General features: G+C 66.8%; 20 protein-coding genes and 1 pseudogene. 9 read left to right on the top strand and 12 right to left on the bottom strand.

Translation table 11 applies throughout. The annotated features are described in order from the left end of the window. Positions 1-4: 4 nt before the first annotated feature. From B0T44_RS00210 to B0T44_RS00195, 4 genes are read right to left on the bottom strand one after another with little or no spacing between them, the layout of a single operon-like run. Entirely contained in the window at positions 5-1,936 is a 1,932-nt protein-coding gene (locus B0T44_RS00210) for a dipeptide ABC transporter ATP-binding protein (RefSeq protein WP_077118704.1), read from the bottom strand. Continuing rightward, positions 1,933-2,892 (bottom strand): ABC transporter permease, encoded by a 960-nt coding sequence (locus B0T44_RS00205; RefSeq protein ID WP_077118706.1) that lies wholly within the window; start codon positions 2,890-2,892, stop codon positions 1,933-1,935. Before B0T44_RS00205 ends, B0T44_RS00210 begins: the two co-directional genes overlap by 4 nt. 16 nt (positions 2,893-2,908) lie before the next feature. Continuing rightward, a complete protein-coding gene (locus B0T44_RS00200) occupies positions 2,909-3,835 on the bottom strand; it encodes an ABC transporter permease (RefSeq protein WP_077118709.1) in 927 nt (308 codons plus the stop codon). A 24-nt stretch (positions 3,836-3,859) separates the two neighbouring features. Continuing rightward, the gene (locus tag B0T44_RS00195) at positions 3,860-5,428 is read right to left on the bottom strand and encodes a peptide ABC transporter substrate-binding protein (RefSeq protein WP_425436850.1); all 1,569 of its coding nucleotides are present in this window, start codon (positions 5,426-5,428) and stop codon (positions 3,860-3,862) included. A gap of 300 nt (positions 5,429-5,728) precedes the next feature. Between B0T44_RS00195 and acs the strand changes: the two genes are divergently transcribed. From acs to B0T44_RS00180, 4 genes and pseudogenes are all read left to right on the top strand, one after another. Then, on the top strand, positions 5,729-7,678 hold the full coding sequence (acs, locus tag B0T44_RS00190; protein WP_077118711.1) for an acetate--CoA ligase: 1,950 nt from the start codon (positions 5,729-5,731) through the stop codon (positions 7,676-7,678). Between the two features lie 169 nt (positions 7,679-7,847). After that, positions 7,848-9,032, top strand: a pseudogene (gene nhaA / locus B0T44_RS00185) (Na+/H+ antiporter NhaA); the annotation flags it as partial. A 60-nt stretch (positions 9,033-9,092) separates the two neighbouring features. Continuing rightward, on the top strand, positions 9,093-9,599 hold the full coding sequence (locus B0T44_RS27770; RefSeq protein WP_175648072.1) for a phage holin family protein: 507 nt from the start codon (positions 9,093-9,095) through the stop codon (positions 9,597-9,599). Between the two features lie 227 nt (positions 9,600-9,826). Beyond that, positions 9,827-10,762 carry an alpha/beta fold hydrolase gene (locus B0T44_RS00180; protein ID WP_077118713.1) on the top strand — a complete coding sequence of 312 codons (936 nt, stop codon included), beginning with the start codon at positions 9,827-9,829 and terminating at the stop codon, positions 10,760-10,762. 3 nt (positions 10,763-10,765) lie between these two features. Here the strand turns inward: B0T44_RS00180 and B0T44_RS00175 are convergent, their stop codons facing one another. The 4 genes from B0T44_RS00175 to nth are packed head-to-tail and all read right to left on the bottom strand — an operon-like array spanning position 10,766 to position 14,026. Further along, positions 10,766-11,959: a MarP family serine protease gene (locus tag B0T44_RS00175; RefSeq protein ID WP_077118715.1), complete on the bottom strand. Its 1,194-nt coding sequence runs from the start codon at positions 11,957-11,959 to the stop codon at positions 10,766-10,768. Next, positions 11,956-12,666, bottom strand: a complete 711-nt coding sequence (locus tag B0T44_RS00170; RefSeq protein ID WP_077118717.1) for an NUDIX hydrolase — start codon at positions 12,664-12,666, stop codon at positions 11,956-11,958. Before B0T44_RS00170 ends, B0T44_RS00175 begins: the two co-directional genes overlap by 4 nt. Further along, complete coding sequence (locus B0T44_RS00165; protein ID WP_077118719.1) at positions 12,663-13,322, bottom strand: TlpA family protein disulfide reductase; 660 nt, start codon at positions 13,320-13,322, stop codon at positions 12,663-12,665. The genes B0T44_RS00170 and B0T44_RS00165 overlap by 4 nt, the downstream gene beginning before the upstream one ends. After that, positions 13,319-14,026 (bottom strand): endonuclease III, encoded by a 708-nt coding sequence (gene nth / locus B0T44_RS00160; protein ID WP_077118897.1) that lies wholly within the window; start codon positions 14,024-14,026, stop codon positions 13,319-13,321. Before nth ends, B0T44_RS00165 begins: the two co-directional genes overlap by 4 nt. Positions 14,027-14,258: 232 nt before the next feature. On the opposite strand from nth, the gene B0T44_RS00155 reads away from it, so the two are divergent. Beyond that, complete coding sequence (locus tag B0T44_RS00155; RefSeq protein ID WP_081511456.1) at positions 14,259-14,495, top strand: hypothetical protein; 237 nt, start codon at positions 14,259-14,261, stop codon at positions 14,493-14,495. A gap of 155 nt (positions 14,496-14,650) precedes the next feature. Continuing rightward, on the top strand, positions 14,651-15,325 hold the full coding sequence (locus tag B0T44_RS00150; RefSeq protein WP_077118724.1) for a Crp/Fnr family transcriptional regulator: 675 nt from the start codon (positions 14,651-14,653) through the stop codon (positions 15,323-15,325). Between the two features lie 409 nt (positions 15,326-15,734). Here the strand turns inward: B0T44_RS00150 and B0T44_RS00145 are convergent, their stop codons facing one another. The 3 genes from B0T44_RS00145 to sp36 are packed head-to-tail and all read right to left on the bottom strand — an operon-like array spanning position 15,735 to position 17,230. Next, positions 15,735-16,526: an MBL fold metallo-hydrolase gene (locus B0T44_RS00145; RefSeq protein WP_077118727.1), complete on the bottom strand. Its 792-nt coding sequence runs from the start codon at positions 16,524-16,526 to the stop codon at positions 15,735-15,737. Positions 16,527-16,572: 46 nt separating this feature from the next. Beyond that, the gene (locus tag B0T44_RS00140; RefSeq protein ID WP_077118729.1) at positions 16,573-17,061 is read right to left on the bottom strand and encodes a RidA family protein; all 489 of its coding nucleotides are present in this window, start codon (positions 17,059-17,061) and stop codon (positions 16,573-16,575) included. A gap of 4 nt (positions 17,062-17,065) precedes the next feature. Beyond that, positions 17,066-17,230: a Sp36 family protein gene (gene sp36 / locus B0T44_RS26230; protein ID WP_139347897.1), complete on the bottom strand. Its 165-nt coding sequence runs from the start codon at positions 17,228-17,230 to the stop codon at positions 17,066-17,068. Between the two features lie 98 nt (positions 17,231-17,328). On the opposite strand from sp36, the gene bagA reads away from it, so the two are divergent. Both bagA and bagB read left to right on the top strand, forming a co-directional pair. Then, on the top strand, positions 17,329-18,366 hold the full coding sequence (gene bagA, locus B0T44_RS00135; protein WP_077118731.1) for an ATPase BagA: 1,038 nt from the start codon (positions 17,329-17,331) through the stop codon (positions 18,364-18,366). Then, positions 18,363-19,490 carry an ATPase BagB gene (gene bagB, locus B0T44_RS00130; RefSeq protein ID WP_077118734.1) on the top strand — a complete coding sequence of 376 codons (1,128 nt, stop codon included), beginning with the start codon at positions 18,363-18,365 and terminating at the stop codon, positions 19,488-19,490. The genes bagA and bagB overlap by 4 nt, the downstream gene beginning before the upstream one ends. 19 nt (positions 19,491-19,509) lie before the next feature. On the opposite strand, the gene B0T44_RS00125 is transcribed toward bagB, so the two are convergent. Next, positions 19,510-19,833, bottom strand: coding sequence for a WhiB family transcriptional regulator (locus B0T44_RS00125; protein ID WP_077118736.1), 324 nt, complete (start codon positions 19,831-19,833; stop codon positions 19,510-19,512). A 390-nt stretch (positions 19,834-20,223) separates the two neighbouring features. On the opposite strand from B0T44_RS00125, the gene B0T44_RS00120 reads away from it, so the two are divergent. Then, positions 20,224-22,611 (top strand): penicillin-binding protein, encoded by a 2,388-nt coding sequence (locus B0T44_RS00120; protein ID WP_077118900.1) that lies wholly within the window; start codon positions 20,224-20,226, stop codon positions 22,609-22,611. The last annotated feature ends 36 nt before the right edge of the window (positions 22,612-22,647 follow it).

Genomic DNA, 22,647 nt, shown 5'->3' with positions numbered 1-22,647 from the left:
CAGTTCACCGGACCAGCAGGTCCCGGCCCGGAATGGCGTCGAGCAGGTTACGCGTGTACTCCTCGCGGGCGGCGGCGAACACTTCGTCGGTGGTCGCGGCCTCGACAACCCGGCCGCGCCGCATCACCAGCACTTCATCGGCGATCTGCCGGACCACCGCCAGATCGTGCGTGATGAACAGATAGCTGAGCCCGAGTTCGGCCTGCAGTTCGTTCAGCAGGTCCAGGATCTGCGCCTGCACCAGCACGTCGAGCGCGGACACTGCCTCGTCACAGACCACCAGTTCCGGTTCCAGCGCCAGCGCCCGGGCGATGGCCACCCGCTGCCGCTGCCCGCCGGACAGTTCGTTCGGATACCGGGCGAGCACACTCGACGGCAAGGCCACCTGGTCCAGCAGTTCCCTGACCTTCGCCTCCCGCTGGGCGCGGCTGCCCACCCGATGGGTGCGCAGCGGTTCGGTGAGGCTGCGGTGAATCGAGTACATGGGGTCGAGCGAACCGTAGGGGTTCTGGAAGATCGGCTGGACGCGGCGGCGGAACTCCGCCTGCTCGGCACGGTCGAGCCGGGACACGTCGGCGCCGACGAAGGTGACCGTGCCGGATGTCGGCGGGATCAGGCCGAGCACGAGCTGGGCAACCGTCGACTTCCCAGATCCGGATTCACCGACCAGCGCGGTGGTCGTGCCGCGCCGCAGCTGGAACGAAACCTCCTCGACGGCGGCGAGTTCTGTCGACTTCCAGGGCAACGAGCCGCGGATGCGGTACCGCTTGGTGAGCCGTTCCGCGACCAGAATCGCCGCGTCCTCCGCCGCGCCCCGCTGGGCATCCAACCGGTCCTCGATCACGTACCGCCTATGAACCTCGACCCGCCCGCCGTTCTCGGGCCGCTCACCGACCTCAGTACTCCCACCGATCTCAGCGCCCTCATCGACCACAGCGCGCCCATGAACCTCGGCTGGCCCGCCGTCCTCGAGGCTCTCGCCGATCACCGCAGACTCATCGTCCTCAGTACGCCCGTCGGCCTCGGATGGCCCGCTGACCTCAGCAGGCCCGCCGGATTCGCCCCGCGCCGCAACCTTCGTCCGGGTCGCGCCCACCCGAGCTGCCGCCAGCGACGGGGCCGCGGCGACCAGCCTGCGAGTGTATTCGTGCCGCGGGTCGCGCAGGATGTCCAGCGCTGGGCCGGACTCGACGACCCGCCCCCGGTACATCACCACCAGATGTTCGGCGCGTTCGGCGGCGAGCCCCAGGTCGTGAGTGATGAGCAGCACGGCGGTGCCCAGCTCAGCGGTCAGGCCGTCGATGTGGTCGAGGATCTGCCGCTGCACGGTCACGTCCAGCGCCGAGGTCGGTTCATCGGCGATGAGCAGCGTGGGACGTCCGGCCAGCCCGATGGCGATGAGTGCGCGCTGGCGCAGCCCGCCGGACAGTTCGTGCGGATACTGGTCGGCGCGGCGTTCGGCGTCGGGCACCCCTGCTGCGCCGAGCAATTCGACGGCTTTGGCGCGGGCGGCGCGGCCGCGGGCGATCCCCTTGGCGGCCAGTGTCTCGGTGATCTGGAAACCGATCTTGTGCACCGGGTTCAGATTCGTCATCGGATCCTGCGGGACGAACCCGATGCCGGTGCCGCGCACGGCGACCAGCTGTTTCCGGGATGCGGTGGCCAGCTCCCGTCCGGCGAAGCGGATGCTGCCGGAAACCACCCGCCCGCCAGGGGGCAGCAGGCCGATGATCGCATGCGCGGTGGTCGACTTCCCTGACCCGCTTTCGCCGACAATCGACACCGTCTGCCCCGGGTAGACGATCAGATCGACGCCGCGGACCGCATCGACCTGGCTGCCGCTCGTGCCGAACGCGACACGCAGGTCCCGTATCTCCAGCAGCGGGCCCTTGTCTTCGACGCTCTGCCATTCACGGGTTTCCTGCTCGACACTCATGCGCGCCTCCCACGGGACTTCGGATCGAGGGCATCCCCCAGTGCGTCGCCGAGCATGATGAAACCGAGCACGGTCAACGCCAGCGCGGTCGCCGGGTAGAAGAGGATCAGCGAACCGCCGCGCAATTGGTCGCGCCCCGTGGCGATATCGGCGCCCCAGGACACCTCGGTGGGCGGCAGCCCCACTCCGAGGAACGACAGCGTCGCCTCGGTGACGATGAACACGCCCAGCCAGATCGTGGTCACCACAATGACCGGTCCGAGCGAATTGGGCAGCACATGCCGCACCAGAATCCCGAACCGGGACACCCCTAGGGCTCGCGCGGCCAGCACGTATTCGCTGTTCTTCGCCGAGATCACCGCGCCGCGGGCGATCCGCGCCACCTGCGGCCAGGTGAAACCGGCCAGGACGACGATCACCGTCCAGATGGTGCGTTCGGTGGACAACTGCATGATCACGATCGCGGCCAGCATCAGCGGTACGGCGTACACGATTTCCGAAAGACGCGAGATCACCGAATCGACAAGGCCTCCATAGAATCCGGCGAGCGCGCCCAGCGTCGCACCGATCAGGAGGAACAGCAGTGCGGTGCCGACTCCGGTGAGCACCGAGGCTCGCGCACCGTAGATGGTGCGCGCGTAGATATCGCAGCCCTGCAGGTCGAAGCCGAACCAGTGCTGCCCGTCCGGCGGGAGCAGGCTGTTGGTGACCACGCAGTAGCGCGGGTCCTGGTCGGTGAACAGCCAGGGGAAGGCGGCGACCAGCACGACGAGCAGGATCAGCGCTGCCGAAACCAGGAATATCGGGTTCCGGCGCAAACCGCGCCAGGCCTCGCCCCAGAAACCGCGCGGTGCGCCTGTCACCCGCACCTGGTCGGTCGCCTCGACTGTCACCTCTTCGGCCGGAGCCACCCAGCGCTGCTGCCCCGGCCGCTGCGGGCGCTGCTCATCGGACATCGACTACCACCCCCGTTCAGGCGTAACGGATACGTGGATCCAGTGCCGCGTACAGCAGGTCCACGATCAGGTTGGCGAGCAGGAACACGACGATCAAGACGGTGACGAAGGAAACCACGGTCGGCGCCTCACCACGCACCACCGCCTGGTAGAGCGTGCCGCCGATACCGGGAATATTGAAAATGCCCTCGGTGACGATCGCGCCGCCCATCAGCGCGCCCAGGTCGGCGCCGACGAAGGTGACCACCGGGATCAGCGAATTGCGCAGGATATGCGCGGTCACCACGCGCCGGCGCGGTAAACCCTTCGCGGTCGCGGTCCGCACATGGTCGGCGTCGCGGTTCTGTGCCACCGCGCCGCGGGTCAACCGCAGCACATAGGCAAACGACAGCGAACCCAATACCAGCCCGGGCACCAGCAGCCGGGCGAAGCTCGCATCCGCACCGACCGTCACCGGCGCTATCCCCCATTCGATGCCGAACAGGAACTGGGCCAGGAACCCCAGCACGAACACCGGGACCGCGATCACGACCAAGCTGAGCACCAGCATCGTCGAATCGAACAGTTTGCCTTTGCGCAGGCCGGCCAACACCCCGAACAGCACACCGAAGATCGTTTCGAACAGCAGCGCGAGCAGCGCCAACCGGAAGGTGATCGGGAATGCGCGCGCCATCTCGTCCCGTACCGGACGCCCGGAGAACGATTCGCCCAGGTCGAAGGTGAAGATCCCCTTCAGGTAGTACAGGTACTGCACCAGGAACGGCCGGTCCAGGTGATATCGGGCGCGCAGCTGCTCTTCCAGCGCCGGGGTGAGGGCACGTTCCCCGGCCAGCCCCGCCACCGATCCGCCGGTCACCTTGTAGATCAGGAAGTAGATCAGCAGCGTCGCGCCGAAGAACACCGGAACCATCTGCAGCAGCCGCCGCACGATATACCAGGCCATGGGCTCTCCTCTCCGGTGCGTGGCTCAGCGCAGTTCGATGTTTTCGAAGTCGGCCATACCGTTCCAGGCGAAGGTGACGTTGTGTACCCGCTCGGAGTAACCGGCGGTGTTGACGTAGTCGAAGATCGGAATGGTCGGCAGATCGTGCAGCAGCACCGACTGGGCGCGGCCGACCAGCCGCCACGATTCGGCTTCGGTCGGGGCGGCCTCGGCGGTGGCGATCAGCGCGTCGAAGTCCGGGTTGCGGTAGGCGAAGTCGTTGGTGGCCGATCCGCCGAGGAAGCTGGGCTCCAGGAACTGCAGCATGGATGGATAGTCGCCCTGCCAGCCAGACCGGAATGCTTTGCCGATGGTGCCGGAGGTGATCTGGTCACGTAGCTGTTTGAACGTCGGGTACGCCGCGCCGACCGCCTCGATGCCGAGGGTGTTCTTGATGCTGTGGGCGACCGCGTCGATCCAGGCCTGGTGGTCGCCGTCGGCGTTGTAGGCGATCTCGAATTTCCCGCTCCACGGTGCGATCTCGTTCGCCTTCGCCCAGAGTCTGCGCGCCTCGTCGGGGTTGTATTCGAGCACTTCGGAACCGGGCAGTTCGGGATCGTAGCCGGGCAGTACGCGGGAGGTGTAGTCGCGGGCGGGCTCTCTGGTGCCGCGGAAGATCTTCTCCGCGATCGCCGCTCGGTCGATCGCCCTGGAGATGGCGTGCCTGCGCAGCCGCCCCTCTTCTCCGTCGAAATGCGGTAGGCCCGGCTGCGTTCCGATCCACTGGTTCTGCGCGGTCGGCGCACGCACGATCCGATCGCCGAGATCGTCGTCGACGACCGTCAGCGCGCTGCTCGGGACGGTGTCGAGGACGTCCAGGTTACCGGCCAGCAGATCCGAGTACGCTGCGTCGAATTCGGAGTAGAACACGAAGGTCAAGCCCTTGTTCTTGGGCGGACGGCCACCTCGGTAGCTCTCGTTGGGGACCAGGTCGAGCTTGACGTCGTGCTGCCATGCGTTGCCGTCGGCGAAACGGTAGGGCCCGTTGCCGATCGGATGCTGCCCGAACGCTGCCATATCCTTGAACGCGACCTCGGGCAGCGGATAGAACGGGGCGGAGGCCAACCGAGTGCGGAAGTCGATGGTGGGGGCTTTCAAATCGACGGTGAAGGTCAATTCGTCGAGCACTCGCAGCCCTGACATGCTCTGCGCACGAGGGGGATCGGCCTGCACATCGTCGAATCCGACGATCGGCGCGTAGGCATAGCTCTGCAACTGTGCGTTGGTGATCAGAGCGCCGTAGTTCCAAGCGTCGACAAAAGAGTGTGCCGTGACCGGCGAACCGTCGCTGAAGGTCCATCCCGGCTCCAGCCGGATCACATAGTGCTGCTGATCGGTCGTTTCAATGGAGCGGGCCACTTCGTTGTGCAGGCCACCATCGGCGTCGATGCGGCGCAATCCGGCGAACAAGCGATCGACGATACGGCCGCCACCGTTTTCGTTGGTGTTGGACGGGACCAGCGGGTTCTGCGGTTCCGAACCATTGACCGCGATGGAATCGCCGAGCGCCGGGGTGATCGTGCAGGCGGGCAATACCGCGACCCCCAGCAGCACCAGCACAAGTCCGACGATCCGGAACGCGCCGCATCGCCGCCGGGACCTCCAGAGCACGCCGCCGGCCGTCCGCAACGCCCTCGATGACCTCACAGGTACCCCCGACTCACCATCGCCCCCATTTCCGCCGAAGAGTTGGTGCTGACCATAACCGCGCCATCCGGTTCCCGCACCACGATCACCCCGGATTCGGCTCAATGCACCTTCCCGGCAAGCTTTCGCCCCCCGCCACGAGCGGCGTGGATCACAGTTCAACTAGTGTCGAATCGGCTTTATCCGTGGTGAGAAGGAAGTGACGACATGACCGAAACCGTCGAGCACCCGGACTCCTATCCGCCGAGCGCGGAGTTCGCGGGCGCCGCGAACACCGACGCGGGCATCTATCAGCGTGCCGAGCAGGATCGCGAGGCGTTCTGGGCCGAGCAGGCGAACCGGCTGCACTGGGACCAACCGTGGCACCAAGTGCTCGACTGGTCCGAGGCACCGGTAGCGAAATGGTTCGCCGGGGGCAAACTCAACGTCGCCTACAACTGCGTGGACCGGCATGTGCTCGACGGGCACGGCGACCAGGTGGCCATCCACTGGGAAGGCGAACCCGGCGATTCCCGGTCGATCACCTATGCCGAACTGCTCGACGAGGTCAGCCGGGCCGCCAACTATCTCACCGAACTGGGTCTGGAAGCCGGCGACCGGGTCGCCATCTATATGCCGATGATCCCGGAAGCCGTCATCGCGATGCTCGCCTGCGCGCGGCTCGGGCTCACCCATTCGGTGGTGTTCGCCGGGTTCTCCCCGGCAGCGCTACGCCAGCGCGCCGACGACGCGCGCGCCCGGCTGATCATCACCACCGACGGACAGTGGCGGCGCGGTAAGCCCGCCCCGCTCAAGGAGGCCGTGGACGAGGCCCTGTATGCACACGGCGATGTCCCGCACAGTGTGGAACACGTGCTGGTGGTGCGGCGGACCAACACCGAGATCCCGTGGACCGAGGGCCGCGACCTGTGGTGGCACGAAACCGTCGCGAAAGCCGACAGCAAACACCAGGCGCAGGCCTTCGATTCCGAACATCCGCTGTTCATCCTCTACACCTCCGGCACAACCGGGAAACCGAAGGGCATCCTGCACACCAGCGGTGGCTATCTCACCCAGACCGCCTACACCCACCACTACGTCTTCGACCACAAACCGGGCGACGACGTCTACTGGTGCACCGCCGATATCGGCTGGGTGACCGGGCACAGCTACATCGTCTACGGTCCGCTGGCCAACCGCGCCACCCAGGTGCTCTACGAGGGCACCCCGAATTCCCCCGATGAGCACCGCCACTTCCAGGTCATCGAGAAGTACGGCGTCACCATCTACTACACCGCCCCCACCCTCATCCGCACCTTTATGAAATGGGGTAGGCAGATCCCCGACAGCCACGACCTGAGCAGCCTGCGCCTGCTCGGTTCGGTCGGCGAACCCATCAACCCCGAAGCCTGGCGCTGGTATCGGGAGGTCATCGGCGCGAACCGGACCCCGGTAGTCGACACCTGGTGGCAGACCGAGACCGGGGCCATCATGATCTCCCCGCTGCCCGGCGTCACCGCCACCAAACCCGGCGCCGCCATGACCCCGCTGCCCGGGATCAGCGCCCGCGTCGTCGACGAGGACGGTAACCCGGTGCAGGCGTCGGAGCACGAGGCGGTCGGCTACCTGGTCCTCGACCAGCCGTGGCCGGCGATGCTGCGCGGTATCTGGGGCGATATGCAGCGATACCGGGCCACCTACTGGGAGCGGTACGCCGCGCAGGGCTGGTACTTCGCCGGTGACGGCGCGAAACTCGACAGCGACGGCGATCTGTGGGTACTCGGCCGCGTGGACGACGTCATGAACGTTTCCGGCCATCGCATCTCCACCGCTGAGGTCGAATCGGCTCTGGTCGGGCACGCCGGTGTCGCCGAAGCGGCGGTGGTCGGCGCCAGCGACGAGACTACCGGCCAGGGCATCGTCGCGTTCGTCATCCTCACCGCGGGCGCCGCCGACACCGGCTCGCTGATCGCCGAACTGAAGGCTGAGGTGGCCCGCGAGATCAGCCCCATCGCCAAACCGCGCGAGATCCACGTGGTTCCGGAGCTGCCGAAGACCCGCAGCGGAAAGATCATGCGCCGACTGCTTCGCGATGTGGCCGAGGGCCGCGAGCTCGGCGACACCTCGACACTGGTCGATCCGCACGTCTTCGAGGCGATCCGGGCCAGCCGCGCCTGATCGCTGCGGTTTCGCTGGTATACGGGTGGGGTCGGAGGAATTCCGGCCCCACCGTTAAAATCGTGACAGGTGAGCCGGGAAGTCTGGTCGGCATGTGGTCGTGTAGCCCGGGGGTCGCAAGGTCCCGGTTGGGCGGCCGTGGTCCTGCCCGACCGACCGAAAGGTTCTTGTGATCACCCCGACCCGCTCCGAACTATCCCGGTTTCTACGTACCGAAACCGTCGGTGGATCACTGCTGCTGATCGCCGCCGCGGCGGCGTTGCTCTGGGTGAACTCCCCGTGGGGCGCGGCCTATACGACGATGACCGAAACCGTCGTCGCCATCGAGCCACTACACCTGGAGCTGACTCTCGCCGACTGGGTCAAGGACGGGTTGCTTGCGGTCTTCTTCTTCGTTGTCGGGCTGGAACTCAAACGCGAACTCGTCGTCGGGGAACTCGCCGACCCCAGACGCGCCGCGTTGCCGATCATTGCCGCGTTCGGCGGAGTCGTCCTCCCCGCGGTCATCGCTTACACCGTCGGTTTCGGGGTTCCCGGTATGGACCGTGGCTGGGCTATCCCGGTAGCCACCGATATCGCTTTCGCGCTCGCGGTGCTGGCGTTGACCGGGTCGCGTATCCCGGCCGGGGCACGGGTGTTCCTGCTCAGCCTCGCCGTGGTCGACGACCTGCTGGCGATCATCCTGATCGCAGTGCTGTTCACGACGGGGCTCGCGCTGCTGTGGCTGCTCGCCGCGGCCGGATGTTTCGCGGCGTGGTGGCTGGCGCAGCGGCAGCGGATCCGGACCCCATTGGTGTATGTGCCGTTGGCGTTGGTGTCGTGGTATGCGCTGCACGAAGCCGGTATCCATCCGACACTCGCGGGCGTCGCGGCCGGTCTGCTGACCCGAGTCCGACCCGATCCCGGCGAATCGCAGGCACCCGCTACCCGATGGGAACACCTGTTCCAGCCGATTTCCGCAGGATTTTGCGTTCCGCTGTTCGCCTTCTTCGCCTCCGGAGTCCCGTTGAACGGCGAAGTTTTCGGCGAACTGTTCACCGAACGTCTCTCGCTCGCGGTGATACTCGGGCTGCTGATCGGCAAAATCGTCGGCATCTTCGGAATCAGCTGGCTCGCAATCCGGTTCGGCATTGCCAAACGTCCCACACGGCTCGGTTATCGCGATATGTTCGCCCTGTCGGTGCTCGGCGCGATCGGGTTCACCGTTAGCCTGCTCGTGGCAGAACTCGCGCTGACCGACAACGCCGCTGTCGAATTGGCCAAGGCCGCGGTATTGGTGACATCCCTGACCGCATCGGTGGTCGGTTCGGCGCTACTGTTGCGCCGTGGGCGTGTCCACCAGGCGCGGCGCGACGCGGCTGCGCTAGAACGACAAGAGGCCGAGCAGTGCCGGGACAGGGAGAGGGTCGACCAAGTGAGTGTCACACAAGGCGGTAACGGAAACGACGCGCGAGGAAGCACGGTCGCGGCCATTCCGCTGTCCGAGGTCGACCCGCACGCATCGGCCAGTTTCGGCAGCCTGGTCCGCGATGCCACCGAACAGGTCTCCACCCTGGTGCGCGCCGAGGTGGAACTGGCCAAAGCCGAGGTCACCGGTGAGATCAAGAAGGGACTGCAGGGCAGTGTCTTCTTCATCGTCGCGCTGACCATTCTGCTGTTCAGCAGCTTCTTCTTCTTTTTCGCCGTCGCCGAAACCCTCGCCATCTGGCTGCCCAGGTGGTCGGCGTTCTGGATCGTGTTCGCGCTGATGGTGCTCGCCACCGCCGCGTTCGCGTTCCTCGGCTACCGCAAGGTGAAGAAACTGCGGGCGCCGGAGAAGACCATCGATTCGCTCAAGCAGACCCGCACCGTGCTGCCCAGCGGATTCGGTACCCATGAACAGCCCGCCCAGCTGGAGAAGACCACCGCCGCTCGGGGCTGAACAGGCACGGGCGTGCACGGTCCGCCCAGCTACCGCCTTTGGGCGTACCTCCGCCTTCGCTCCGGCCATGCGCATTCAGGCGTACAATCTCCGCGCTCGCTCCGGGGCGGGTGCGGTCTTGCGTATCTTCGCATTCGCTCCGGGGCGGGTGCGGTCTGCGGAGAGGGTTGGGTTCGGAGGCGCCCTAGCGGATCCGGGCGGCTGCGCGTTTATTACGCTCGGTCGCCGTGGCGTCGAACTTCCTCCCGGACCCGTCCAGTGTGCGTTATGAAGGTCCGTGGACCCATCGCGACGTACACGCCAACGGTATCCGCCTGCATGTCGTCACCGCCGAGCCGGAACAGGCCGACGCGCCACTGGTGGTGCTGCTGCACGGATTCGCTGACTTCTGGTGGTCCTGGCGGCATCAGCTCACCGCCCTGGCCGGCCTCGGCTACCAGGCAGTCGCGGTGGATCTGCGCGGCTACGGCGACAGCGACAAACCGCCACGCGGCTACGACGGCTGGACACTGGCCGGGGATATCGCGGGGCTGATCCGCGCGCTCGGCCACACCGAGGCGACCCTCGTCGGGCACGCCGACGGCGGGCTGGTGTGCTGGACGACGGCAGTACTGCATCCACGGCTGGTCCGGTCCATCGCCGTGGTCGCTTCCCCACATCCGGCAGCCTTGAAAAGCGCGGTCCTGCGGGATCGTGTCCAGCGCGCGGCGTTGCTGCCCAACTTCCTGCGCTACCAGCTGCCCCGCTACCCCGAACGGCTACTCACCCGCGGTGACGGCGCCGAAGTACAACGGCTACTGCGCCACCGGGCCACACCGGCCTGGGCCGGGACGGCGGACTTCGCCGACACCGTGGACCGGATGCGTTCAGCGATCCAGATCCCCGGCGCAGCACACTGCGCGCTGGAATACCAGCGCTGGGCGTTCCGCAGTCAGTGGCGGCCGGACGGACGCCGGTTCATGGCGACCATGCGCACGCCCATCGATATCCCGGTGCTGTCCCTGCGCGGCGCAGCCGACCGGTACGTGCTGGCCGACTCTGTCGCCGACGGGCAGCAGTTCTCGCCGCAACGCCGTCTCGTCACCATCACCGACGCCGCGCACTACCCGCATCAGGAAAACCCCGAAGCGGTCACCGCCGAATTGGCGACACTACTGAACTGACCGTCAGCTGAGCACACACGGCCCAGTCGCCACCGGCGAGAGGGACGTGGACGCGGCATCGATACGGGAACGCACCTCGTCCAGAGTCAGCACATACCCGGTGTCGTCATCGGTGACGGCCGCGCCGAAAACCATACCCAGCACCTGGCCCTGGGTATCCACCAGCGGGCCGCCGGAATTACCCGCCCTGACCCGGCCGCGCACCGTATAGACCTCACGTTCGACGGTGCCGTCCCGGTAGATCGTCGGACCGGTCAGGTCCAGCGTCTCCCGCACCCGCGCCGCGCTGGCGGTATAGCGTCCACCGCCCGGGTAGCCGAGCACGATCGCACTCTCACCGGAACGGGCCTCGCGCGGGGACTGCGGGATCACCGGGGCGGTCAGCCCGGGCACCGACAAGACCGCGACATCCATGGACGGATCGAATTCCACAACCGTGGCCTCGAGCGGGCCGTTGGCCGAGTCGACGGTGAGACTGGTCGTCCCGGCCACCACATGCGCATTGGTCATCACCCGTTCCGATGCGATCACGAAACCCGAGCCTTCCAGCGCGCGTTGGCAGCTCGGCGCGACACCGCGGATACGCAGCACACTCTGCTGCAACGAAGCTGCGACCGGGCTGGCGAGCACACTCGGGTCCGGTGGCTCCACGGCCGCGATCGGCGCGCGTCCGAACGGACCGATCACATCCGGCAGACCGGAAGTGTTGAGCAGTTTGGAGAATTCGTTGGGCAGCTTGCGCAGCCAGTTCGGCGCGACCTGGTTGACGTCGGCCAGCACGCGCGACCCGTTGATCGCAGCAGCGATAGCGGGCTGCGACGACGTCGCCAGCGGCAGGGCGAGCAGCCAGGCCGTCACCAGCACCGCGACCGCCTGCAACACCGCGCCGACGGCACTGTCGGCGCCCCGCGCGAACGGATTGCGCATCCCGCTGCGCGCCGCCCGGCCGAGCACCATGCCCGCGACCTCGCCGACGATCACCAGCACCACGATCAGCAGCACACCGGCCAGCACCCGGCTGCGGCCCTCGTCGATATGGATCAGAATGTGCGGCGCGATCAAGATTCCGGCAACCGCGCCGAGCACCACCCCGAGGAACGCCAGCGCCGAAGCCACCGCCCCCTGCCGCCATCCCGATGACGCAGCGAGCAGCGCGAGCACGACAACCGCAATATCGAGCCAAGCCGAAGCGCTCACAGGGTCATCCCCACAGCCGCCAGCGCCTCCTCCAGATCACGCACATCGGTGCGGTCCCAGTCCAGCTCCCAGCCGAGCGAGGAGATAAGCCCGGCCAAGATCCCACCGGTCAACCCCCACACCAGCATTCCGTCCACCTCGAACGCGGGGCTCTGATAACCGAGTCCGCTACGCACCACAAAACGATTAGCGGGGGCGAGCAGATCGGCCATCGACACCCGCACCACCCGCTCGGTTTCGCTCTGGTCGACGACGCGCACCTGGCTCGGGTTCCGCCAATACGCCACCACCGGCGTCACATCGAAACGCGACGGCGGCACGAACAGTTTCGGCAGCACCGCGACCGGATCCACGCCGTCGCGGTCGAGGCCCGTTTCCTCCCATGCCTCCCGCAGCGCGGTATCGATCGGTCCGGAATCCTCCGGATCGACGGCGCCGCCCGGGAAAGCCACCTGGCCGCGATGCTGGCGCATGGTGGACGCGCGCTGCGTGAGCAGCACCTCCGCGTCGGCGGGCAGACCGCCCGGCGCGCCCGGATCGGATTCGGGCGAGCCGCCGAACAACACCAGCACCGCGGCTTGCCTCGGCTTGGACGCGACCGCCATCACCCGGCGCACGGCGCGCGCCCGGCCGAGGGTATCGGCGAAATCCTCGTGCACAGAGTCGGTCGCGCGATGCAGCCACGGTGGTATCCGGTCGAGCTTCATACCGTGACTCCCAGCTTGTCGGCGACGATGCTTGCGATGTCGTCGACATCGTGGAACGGGCGCGCTATGTAGTCGGCGATGGTGCCGTCGGCACGAACCAGCACCGTGATCGGCAGCGCGTTCGGTGCTCCCGCGGCGGCACGAACCCGCGCATCGGGGTCCTGGAAACCAGGCAGCCGCAGTTCGGGGGCGCCCTCGGCACGTAACTGCTTGTTCAGCGCGGCGAGCATGGACAGCGCTTTCGCTTCCCCCGGATCGCTGTGCACCGTCACCACGGCGACCGCGGACCCGGCGCGGGCGGCGTATTCGGCCAGGATCGGCAGCTCGGTCCGGCACGGCTCACACCAGTAGGCCCACAGGTTCAGCACCGCGGGGCGGCCGGCGAGCGCGACTGCCGGATCGACGGGACGCCCGTCGGCGAGGCAGCCCAGCGACAATCCGGCCAGCGGGCCGTGGCCCTCCACAGTATCCACGGGACGTGGACACTGCGCGGCACCCGACGCCGCACGCAACTCCGGCCCGATCTCGGTAGCCGCGGGCGCCCGATCTGCGGTCTGCTCGCCGCCCCCGTCACGCGGCCACAGGGCGACAGCGGCCGCCACCACAACGATCACCCCCGCCAACAACCAACGCCATGCCACAGGTACTCGGCTCACCGCCCCACCAGTTCGAGCAGATGCTCCGCTTCCGGTCCCTTCACCAGCGCGGCGGCGGTATCCGGATCCGTCGGTCCGATCCCATAGGAGGGGCAGTCCTTCGCGAGCACACATACTCCGCACGCCGGCTTGCGTGAATGGCACACCCGCCGCCCGTGGAAGATGACGCGATGGGACAGCAGTGTCCACTCCTTGCGCTCGATGAGCTCGCCGACGGCGTATTCGACCTTCACCGGATCTTCTTCGGTCGTCCACCCCCAGCGACGCACCAGACGGCCGAAATGGGTGTCGACGGTTATACCCGGGACCCCGAACGCGTTTCCGAGGATGACATTGGCAGTCTTGCGCCCGATACCGGGCAAACGGACCAGTTCCTCCATGGTGTGAGGTAATTCACCGTCGTAATCGGCCAGCAACGCTTGCCCGAGCCCGATCAGCGAGTTCGCCTTGTTGCGGTAGAAACCGGTCGGCCGGATGTATTCCTCCAGCTCCGCACGGTTGGCCTCCGCATAGGCGCGGGCATCCGGGTAGGCCGCGAACAGCGCGGGAGTGGTCATGTTCACCCGGGTATCCGTGCACTGAGCCGACAGGATCGTCGCCACCGCCAATTCGAGTGGAGTGGTGAAATCCAGTTCGCAATGCGCATCAGGGAAGGCAACCGCCAGCACTCGGTTCATCCGGCGCGCCCGGCGGACAAGCCCCAAACGGGTTTCCGCCTGTCGGGACCTGGTTTTCCGTTTCGCCGCCCCGGCCGCAGCCGGACGCGGAGCAGCCGCCGCGGCGGGGGCAGCAAGCTCGTTCCCGGCGGTTTCGGAGGGGGAGACACGCACCCATCCACCATACGGAACGGTCCGACAACGTTGGCTTCCCCGTTCGGCTCCCGTATTCCATCTGAGACCTCGAGCGTGTTTACTGCTCGGCATGCAAGGACTCGCTGTGGTGCTCTTCCCAGTGGTGTTGATGCTGTTCGCGCTCGTCATGGAGCGGGTCGAGAACCGACTGCGCAATCTGCTCGAACCAGACGAGGAAGTGCAGCGGTACCTGGACAAGGCAAGCAACGCCGAAGTGAAGGAGCTGACCAAGCTCGGCCTACCGGCCGCCGTGGCCCGGATGCGTAAGCGCCGGTCACGCACCGACGACGCCGAAGAACTCGATATCGCCCGCGCCAGCTGAGCGGCGATACAGCGCCGAACCACCCCGCTACCGCGCTGTATCCACACCTATACGTGGTGTCTGTCACTACGCGCTCTCCGGGCCGCGTAGACTGCACTGTCGGCCGACCCGCTTCGGTCCAGGACTTACAGCCATTTCCCAAAAGGAGCACATTCGTGGACGAGGCCCTCGCCAGAGCTGGCATCTTCCAAGGCGTTGAGCCCACCGCGGTGGCGGCGCTGGCCAAACAGCTGCAGCCGGTGGATTTCCCACGCGGCCACATCATCTTCAATGAAGGTGAACCCGGCGACCGGCTGTACATCATCACGTCCGGCAAGGTGAAGATCGGCCGCCGCTCCCCCGACGGACGGGAAAACCTGCTGACCATCATGGGTCCGTCGGATATGTTCGGCGAGCTGTCGATCTTCGACCCGGGACCACGCACCTCAACGGCCACCACGGTCACCGAGGTCCGCGCTGTCACCATGGACCGCGAAGCGCTCAAATCCTGGATCGACCAGCGGCCCGAAATCGCCGAACAGCTGCTGCGAGTCCTCGCCCGCCGCCTGCGCCGCACCAACAACAACCTCGCCGACCTGATCTTCACCGACGTCCCCGGCCGCGTCGCCAAAGCGCTGCTACAGCTCGCGCAGCGGTTCGGCACGCAGGAAGCAGGCGCCCTGCGAGTCACCCACGACCTCACCCAGGAAGAGATCGCGCAACTGGTCGGCGCCTCCAGGGAGACGGTCAACAAGGCCCTCGCCGACTTCGCCCACCGCGGCTGGCTGCGACTGGAAGGCAAGAGCGTCCTGATCTCCGACTCCGAACGCCTCGCCCGCCGCGCCAGGTAATTTGGCTGTTACATGGCCGCGCCTCCGGCGCAGCGGGTTCGCGGCCCCCTGGTGGCTCGCGTTTCAGCCCTCGCGACTGGCGCCTTCGGCGCGTGCGCGAGTGTCGGACGTTCGTCCGCCCCGGCGCTCCTAGCTGCGAGGGCTGAAACGCGAGCCGGGCCGCAAACTGGACGGGGGCGGTTTGGAGTGCGGACAGGAGCGGCTGGCTCAGGGCCGCCCCTGGAACTGACCTGGCAAGCAGACCGCGCTCTGGCACTGTTGAGAACCCCCGCCGACTGGCCGCGATCGTTGAGCTTGCCCCTCCTCTAGTTTTCAGGCCGCAGATAGCCGCCCAACGGCTCGCAACCTCGGTCGGATGTAAAGGCTTCGATCAGTGGAAGAACAGGGCGTGTTCGATGTCGGTCGGCGTTCAGCCGGTGGAGCGCAAGTAGTCCAGTTGGGCTTTTACGGAGCTGCGGGCGGCGGGCCAGAGGCGTTTGTCGACGTCGGCGTAGACCTTGCGGACCACCGCCATGGCGCCCGCGTTCTCGCCGAGTTCGCGCAGAGCCGCGCGGACCTGGTCGAGGCGTTCCTGGCGGTGCGTGATGTAGTACCGCGCCACCGGCTCCAGGTCGGGGTGGTCGGGGCCGTGGGCGGGTAATAGCGCCCGGCCCGCGCCGACCTCGAGCAGGCGGTCCAGGGAACGCAGGTAGTCACCGAGGCTGCCGTCGGCGGATTCGAGGACGGTGGTGCCGCGGCCGAGGATGGTGTCGCCGGTGAGGACGGCGTCGTCGAGGACGAAACTCATCGAGTCGTCGGTATGACCGGGGGTGTGCACTACGGTGATGCCGAGGCCTGCGGCGTCGATGACCTCGCCGTCGCGCAGCGTCGTAGCGCTCGCGCGGGTGTGTTTGTCGTCCATGGCACGCACCGGCGTCCCGGTCAGTTTCACCAGGCGGTCGATACCGTCGGTGTGATCGGAATGCCGATGCGTGATCAGGGTGAGCGCGATATTACCGTCGGTCGCGCGGGCGATCGCCTCGATATGCGCGCGCTTGTCCGGACCGGGATCGACGACGACGAACTCCGAACTTCCCGGCGCCCGCAGAACCCAGGTGTTGGTGCCGTCCAGGGTCATCTGCCCCGGGTTGTCCGCCAGCAACACCGACGCTGTCGGAGTCACCTGCCGCAGTTGTCCGTATGCGGGATGGGTCGGCGTCATCGCAAATACCTCGCCCTCGATCGGGGAACGTTGCCCAGGAACCTGTTTAGCGCACCTCGGCGATGAGTTCGACCTCGACCGGGGTGTTCTTCGGTAGTTCCGAAACCCCCACCGCGGAGCGCGCGTGCTCGCCCGCGGGCCCGAACACCTCGCCGAGCAACTCGGAAGCGCCGTTGATAACCAGCGGTTGATCGGCGAAACCCGGCGCGGAGGCCACGAACCCCACCACCTTGACGATCCGCACCACCTCGTCGAGCCCGACCAGATCGTGTACGGCCGCCAGCGCGTTGAGGGCACACCAGCGCGCCGCCGCCGCAGCCTCGTCCAGCGACACCTCGGCGCCGACCTTGCCGGTCGCCGACAGCTGACCGGACACGAACGGCAGCTGACCTGAGGTGTAGACGTGCGAGCCGGTGCGCACCGCGGGAACATACGCCGCGACCGGGGCCGCGACCGGGGGCAGTGTCAGGCCGAGGCGCTCGAGGTTCGCACGCCACCCGGTGGCGGGGCCTGCGGCCGTCGAATCGGTGGTCACGGCGTTACTTCTTGGGCCGCTTGAGGTAGGCCACATGCTGTTCGCCGGTCGGCCCTGGCAGCACCGTCACCAGCTCCCAGCCGTCGACACCCCACTGGTCGAGGATCTGCTTGGTCGCATGGGTGAGCAGCGGAACGGTCGCATACTCCCACTGGGTCACATCGCTCATGCGCAGGAAGCCTAGAGGCCCGCGAATGTCTGGTACAGCACACCCCGGTTCGCGGAGCCTACGGGCGTCATTTCGCCCTGGGTTATAGGCTCGCGACCGTGGCAGTACCAACAGCGGCGACGCATCCGGCCGAAACCGAGCTGAATACAGGCTGGCCGGAACGCGCAGCGAAAGCCCGCTTGCACTACGTCTCCGGCAAAGGGGGTACCGGCAAGTCCACCGTCGCGGCAGCGCTGGCCTTGGCGCTGGCCGCTGGGGGGCGCCGGGTGCTGCTGGTGGAAGTGGAGAGCAGGCAGTCGATCGCGCAACTGTTCGATCTGCCGCCGCTGCCGCCGACCGAGACCAGGATCGCCACCGCCGACGGCGGCGGCGAGGTGGTCGCGCTCGCCCTCGACATCGAGCATGCGTTCCTCGAATACCTGGAAATGTTCTACAACCTGGGTTTCGCGGGTCGGGCGATGCGCCGCATGGGGGCCATCGAATTCGTCACCACCATTGCGCCCGGGCTGCGCGACGTCATCCTCACCGGCAAGATCAAGGAATGTGTCGCCCGCGTGGACAAGGGCGGCAGACCGGTCTATGACGAGGTGGTGGTGGACGCCCCGCCCACCGGCCGGATCGCGAGCTTCCTCGATGTCACCAAAGCAATGGCCGAGGTGGCCAAGGGCGGGCCGGTCGCCACCCAGGCCGAGAGCGTGTCCCAGCTGCTGCATTCGGACCAGACGATGATCCATCTGGTCACCCTGCTGGAGGCGCTGCCGGTGCAGGAAACCGCCGACGCGGTCGCCGAACTGACCGCCGCCGACCTGCGGATCGGCGCCGTGATCGTGAACCGGGCCAGCCAGAGCCCGCTGCCCGCCGAACTGCGCAATCGAGCCGCGGCCGGTGAGCTCGACATCGAGGCGGTGCGCGCCGGGTTGAAAACCTCCGGTATCCACCTGTCCGACCTGGATTTCCAGGGTTTGATCACCGAAACCGTGGAGCATTCGGCGACGCTGCAGGCACAGGACGACAGCGCCACCGAACTACTCGAGGTGAACGTTTCCCGGCTGTCGCTGCCCGCGCTGGCCGACGGCATGGACCTGGGCGGGCTTTACGAACTGGCCGAACATCTGATCGCGCAGGGAGTCCGATGAGTGCACCGCGCCCGACCCAGCCATCCCCGCTGGATCTTTCGAGGATCATCGGCGACCCGAACACGCGAGTGCTGGTGTGCTGCGGCTCCGGCGGTGTCGGCAAGACGACCACCGCGGCCGCGATCGCATTACGCGCCGCAGAGCAGGGCCGCCGGGTGGTGGTGCTCACCATCGATCCGGCGCGGCGACTGGCCCAGTCACTCGGAGTGGCCGATCTCGGTAACAGTCCGCAACGGGTTGCGCTGGGGCCGGAGGCCGAAGGCGAGCTGTACGCGATGATGCTGAACATGCGCCGCACTTTCGACGATATGGTGCTGGAACACACCAGTCCGCAGAAAGCGGAGCAGATTTTCGCCAACCCCTTCTATCAGACCGTGGCCTCCTCCTTCGGCGGGACGCAGGAGTACATGGCCATGGAGAAGCTGGGACAGCTTGCCGGGCGGGGCAACTGGGACCTGATCGTGGTCGACACCCCGCCCTCGCGCAACGCACTGGACTTCCTCGACGCGCCGAAGCGGCTCGGTAATTTCCTCAACGGCCGGATGATCCGGGTGATCATGGCACCCGGACGCGGGGTGGGCCGGTTCGTCACCGGGGCGATGAGCCTGGCAGTGCGCGGTGTATCCACCGTTGTCGGCGGCCAGATGCTCACCGACGCGTCGAATTTCCTGCAATCGCTGGAATCGCTGTTCGGCGGGTTCCAGGAACGTGCCAACCGGACCTACGCCATGTTGTCCGCACCGGGCACGCATTTCCTGGTTGTCGCCGCCCCGGAGCCGGATGCGCTGCGTGAGGCGTCGTTCTTCGTGGATCGGCTGTCGACGGAGCGGATGCCGCTGGCCGGACTGGTGCTGAACCGAACTCACCCGATGCTGTGCTCGCTGCCGGCCGATCACGCACTGACCGCCGCCGATCAGCTGGCCGAATCCGATCCGCTGACAACCGGCGTGCTACGGGTTCACGCCCATCGCATGTCGATCGCCCGGCGAGAACAGCATCTGCTGCACCGTTTCACCGGGGCTCACCCCCGCGTGCCGATCGTCTCGGTTTCCGCTTTGCCGTTCGAGGTCTCCGATCTAGAGGCGCTACGCGCGGTGGGTGTTCAGCTCGCCGACGGGAGCTGAACACCGCCGCGGTCGTTGGTCACATGGCCACCTGGTGCCGACGCTGGGCCTGGAAGAAATCGGCCCATGAGGTCACTTCCGGGTGTTGTTTGAGCAGTGCGCGCCGCTGCCGCTCGGTCATCCCACCCCACACACCGAACTCCACCCGGTTGTCGAGGGCGTCGGCCCCGCACTGCATGAGCACCGGGCAATGCCGGCAAATCGTCGCCGCCTTGCGCTGCGCCGCGCCACGAACGAACAGCTGATCGGGATCCACTTCCTTGCATCGCGCCTGTGATACCCAGGCGATCCTCGCTTCGGCCTGCTCTACGTCCAATCGAGCGATGGGGGATGTCATGTGCATTTGGTGTGCCCCTTTGCAGTCCGAACACCGGTGAACGGCGCTCCGGAATCGCGTGCCACCCGCAGCAACCAGAACCCCGCTGCGAAGTGCACCACATTCCACTTTGAGTGTTAGCTCTATCACACTGGGTCTCAATTTAGGTAAAGGTATGGCGCCAGCGCAAGACCGAATGATGACTTTTTGGTACGTCCGTGCCTGTGACCACGCGACACGCCGTGCCCCGGTTCTGCGACACGCGGCCCCCGGCTACGGAGAAAACAAGCATCGCGCCACCGGATCGATGACCGGTTCCCGCTGCGGCATACCGGGTCCGGGCAGCGGCAGGAGGCAACGACACGACCGGGCCACACACCCGCAGGGCCGAACGAGCCAACCCCGTAGGCTGTGGCCGTGCCGATCACACATTCGCTCGCGAAGCTGGCCGGCAGCTGCGCGCTCGCCGCGGTGCTCGTCGCCGGGCTGTTGTTCCCGTTGGCAGGCGGCTTCGGTTTCGTGTCCAACCGTGCGGCGGACGCCGTCGACAACGTGTCCGCCGAACTGGTCGAGGGCACTGTGCCCGCGGTGTCCACCATGGTCGATGCCGCAGGGAACCCGATCGCCTGGCTGTACGAGCAGCGGCGTTTCGAGGTGCCGAGCGATCAGATCTCCAACGATATGAAGCTGGCCATCGTCTCGATCGAGGACCGCCGCTTCGCCGACCACGACGGGGTCGACTGGCAGGGCACGCTGCGCGCATTCCTGACCAACACCTCCAGCGGTGAGGTCCAGCAGGGTGCCTCGACCATCGACCAGCAGTACGTGAAGAACTATCTGCTACTGGTGGCCGCCAAAACCGACGCCGAGCGGCGCGCCGCCACCGAGACCACCCCGGCCCGCAAGATCCGCGAGATCCGGATGGCGCTCACCCTGGACAAGGAACTGAGCAAGGACGAGATCCTGACCAGGTATCTGAACCTGGTTCCGTTCGGCAACTCCTCGTACGGCATCCAGGACGCAGCGCAGACCTATTTCGGGATCGACGCCAAAGACCTGAACGTAGCCCAGTCGGCGATGCTGGCCGGGATGGTGCAGAGCAGCTCGAAGCTCAACCCGTATACCAATCCCGACGGGGTACTTGCCCGCCGCAACGTCGTGCTCGACACGATGATCCAGAACATTCCGAGCCGGGCCGACGAATTCCGCGCGGCCAAAGAGCAACCGCTGGGTGTACTCCCCGAACCGGAGGGCCTGCCGCGCGGTTGCATCGCGGCGGGTGACCGGGGTTTCTTCTGTGATTACGCACTGCAGTATCTGGCCGAAGCCGGGATCAGCAAGGAGCAGATCGACAAGGGCGGTTATCTGATCAAGACCACCCTCGACCCGGCGCTGCAGGATTCGGTGAAACGCGCGGTCACCGAGGCCGCGGACCCGAATCTGGAGAATATCGCCGAGGTCATGTCGGTGATCGGGCCGGGACAGGACAAACATCCGCTGCTGGCGATGGCCAGCAGCCGCACCTATGGCTTGAACCGCGAGGCCAATGAAACCCTGCTGCCACAGCCGTATTCGATGGTCGGCGACGGCGCGGGCTCGGTATTCAAGCTGTTCACCACTGCGGCGGCGATGGAGAAGGGTATGGGCATCAGCGCCCAGCTCGATGTCCCCGGCCGCTTCGACGCCAAGGGCATGGGCAACGGCGGCGCTCCTGGCTGCCCGCCCGAAACGTACTGCGTGGAGAACGCGGGCCGGTACAAGTCGCCGATGTCGGTGACCGAAGCACTTGCGACGTCACCCAACACCGCGTTCGTGAAGCTGATCCAGCAGGTGGGCGTGACTCCAGCCGTCGATATGGCGGTCCGGCTCGGCATGCGCAGCTACAACGAACCGGGCAGCTCGGGGCAGGACAATCAGAGCCTCGCCGACATGATCAAAGAACACAATATGGGTTCGTTCACCCTCGGCCCGTTCGCCATCAACCCGCTCGAGCTGTCGAATGTCGCTGCCACGCTGGCCTCGGGCGGCAAATGGTGCCCGCCCTCCCCGATTGCGGAGGTGATCGACCGCTACGGCAAGCCGGTTCCGTTGACCGAGCAGGCCTGCGAGCAGGTGGTCGAACCGGGTCTGGCGAACACCCTTGCCAACGCGATGAGCAAAGACGATCAGCCAGGCGGCACCGCGGCAGCCGCGGCGGCGGCGGCCGACTGGAAGCTGCCGATGTCGGGTAAGACCGGAACTACCGAAAGCCACCGCTCCTCGGCGTTCGTCGGGTTCACCAACTCGCTCGCCGCCGCCGTGTATGTCTACGGTGACAGCCCGACTCCCGGCGAGATCTGCTCCTTCCCGCTGCGCAACTGCAGCGCGGGCAATGCCAGCGGACTCTTCGGCGGTAATGAACCGGCACGTACCTGGTTCAATGCGATCAAACCGGTCGTACCGAACTATCCGCCGCCCGCGCTGCCCCCGCTGGACGAAAAATACGTGCGCGGCGCGCAGAACGCCCAGGTCCCCGATGTGGTCGGGATGACGAAGGGCGAGGCGACGACCGCACTGACCTCCGCCGGTTTCAAGGTGAACGCAGTGGATTCGGCCGGTTCGGCGCCCAAAGGCACGGTAACCGGTTCGGCGCCGAACGGATCGGCGATCCCGGGTTCACTGGTGACGATCTACGTCAGCGACGGGACAGTACGGACCCCGCCGCCACCCGGACGTCCTGCGGCACCACCGCCACCAGGGATCCCCGGCCTGCCGTTACCGCCGCTGCTGCCGCCCATCCCGATCCCGATCCCCATCCCGCGCTGAGATGAGCCGCTGACAACGCCGGCCGGAGACAACCGG

It is taken from the genome of Nocardia donostiensis (genome assembly GCF_002081715.1).
Taxonomy (GTDB): Bacteria; Actinomycetota; Actinomycetes; order Mycobacteriales; family Mycobacteriaceae; genus Nocardia; species Nocardia donostiensis.
Note: the sequence above shows the minus strand (reverse complement) of the source record. Positions and strands in the feature narration are given on the sequence as shown.

Bases quoted from the DNA above. Each gene is read 5' to 3' on its own strand.
- B0T44_RS00205 (WP_077118706.1), bottom strand. From the start codon at position 2,892: ATGTCCGATGAGCAGCGCCCGCAGCGGCCGGGGCAGCAGCGCTGGGTG.
- B0T44_RS00210 (WP_077118704.1), bottom strand. From the start codon at position 1,936: ATGAGTGTCGAGCAGGAAACCCGTGAATGGCAGAGCGTCGAAGACAAG.
- B0T44_RS00125 (WP_077118736.1), bottom strand. From the start codon at position 19,833: ATGCACATGACATCCCCCATCGCTCGATTGGACGTAGAGCAGGCCGAA.
- bagB (WP_077118734.1), top strand. From the start codon at position 18,363: ATGAGTGCACCGCGCCCGACCCAGCCATCCCCGCTGGATCTTTCGAGG.
- acs (WP_077118711.1), top strand. From the start codon at position 5,729: ATGACCGAAACCGTCGAGCACCCGGACTCCTATCCGCCGAGCGCGGAG.
- B0T44_RS00145 (WP_077118727.1), bottom strand. From the start codon at position 16,526: ATGACGCCGACCCATCCCGCATACGGACAACTGCGGCAGGTGACTCCG.
- B0T44_RS00200 (WP_077118709.1), bottom strand. From the start codon at position 3,835: ATGGCCTGGTATATCGTGCGGCGGCTGCTGCAGATGGTTCCGGTGTTC.
- sp36 (WP_139347897.1), bottom strand. From the start codon at position 17,230: ATGAGCGATGTGACCCAGTGGGAGTATGCGACCGTTCCGCTGCTCACC.
- B0T44_RS00170 (WP_077118717.1), bottom strand. From the start codon at position 12,666: ATGAAGCTCGACCGGATACCACCGTGGCTGCATCGCGCGACCGACTCT.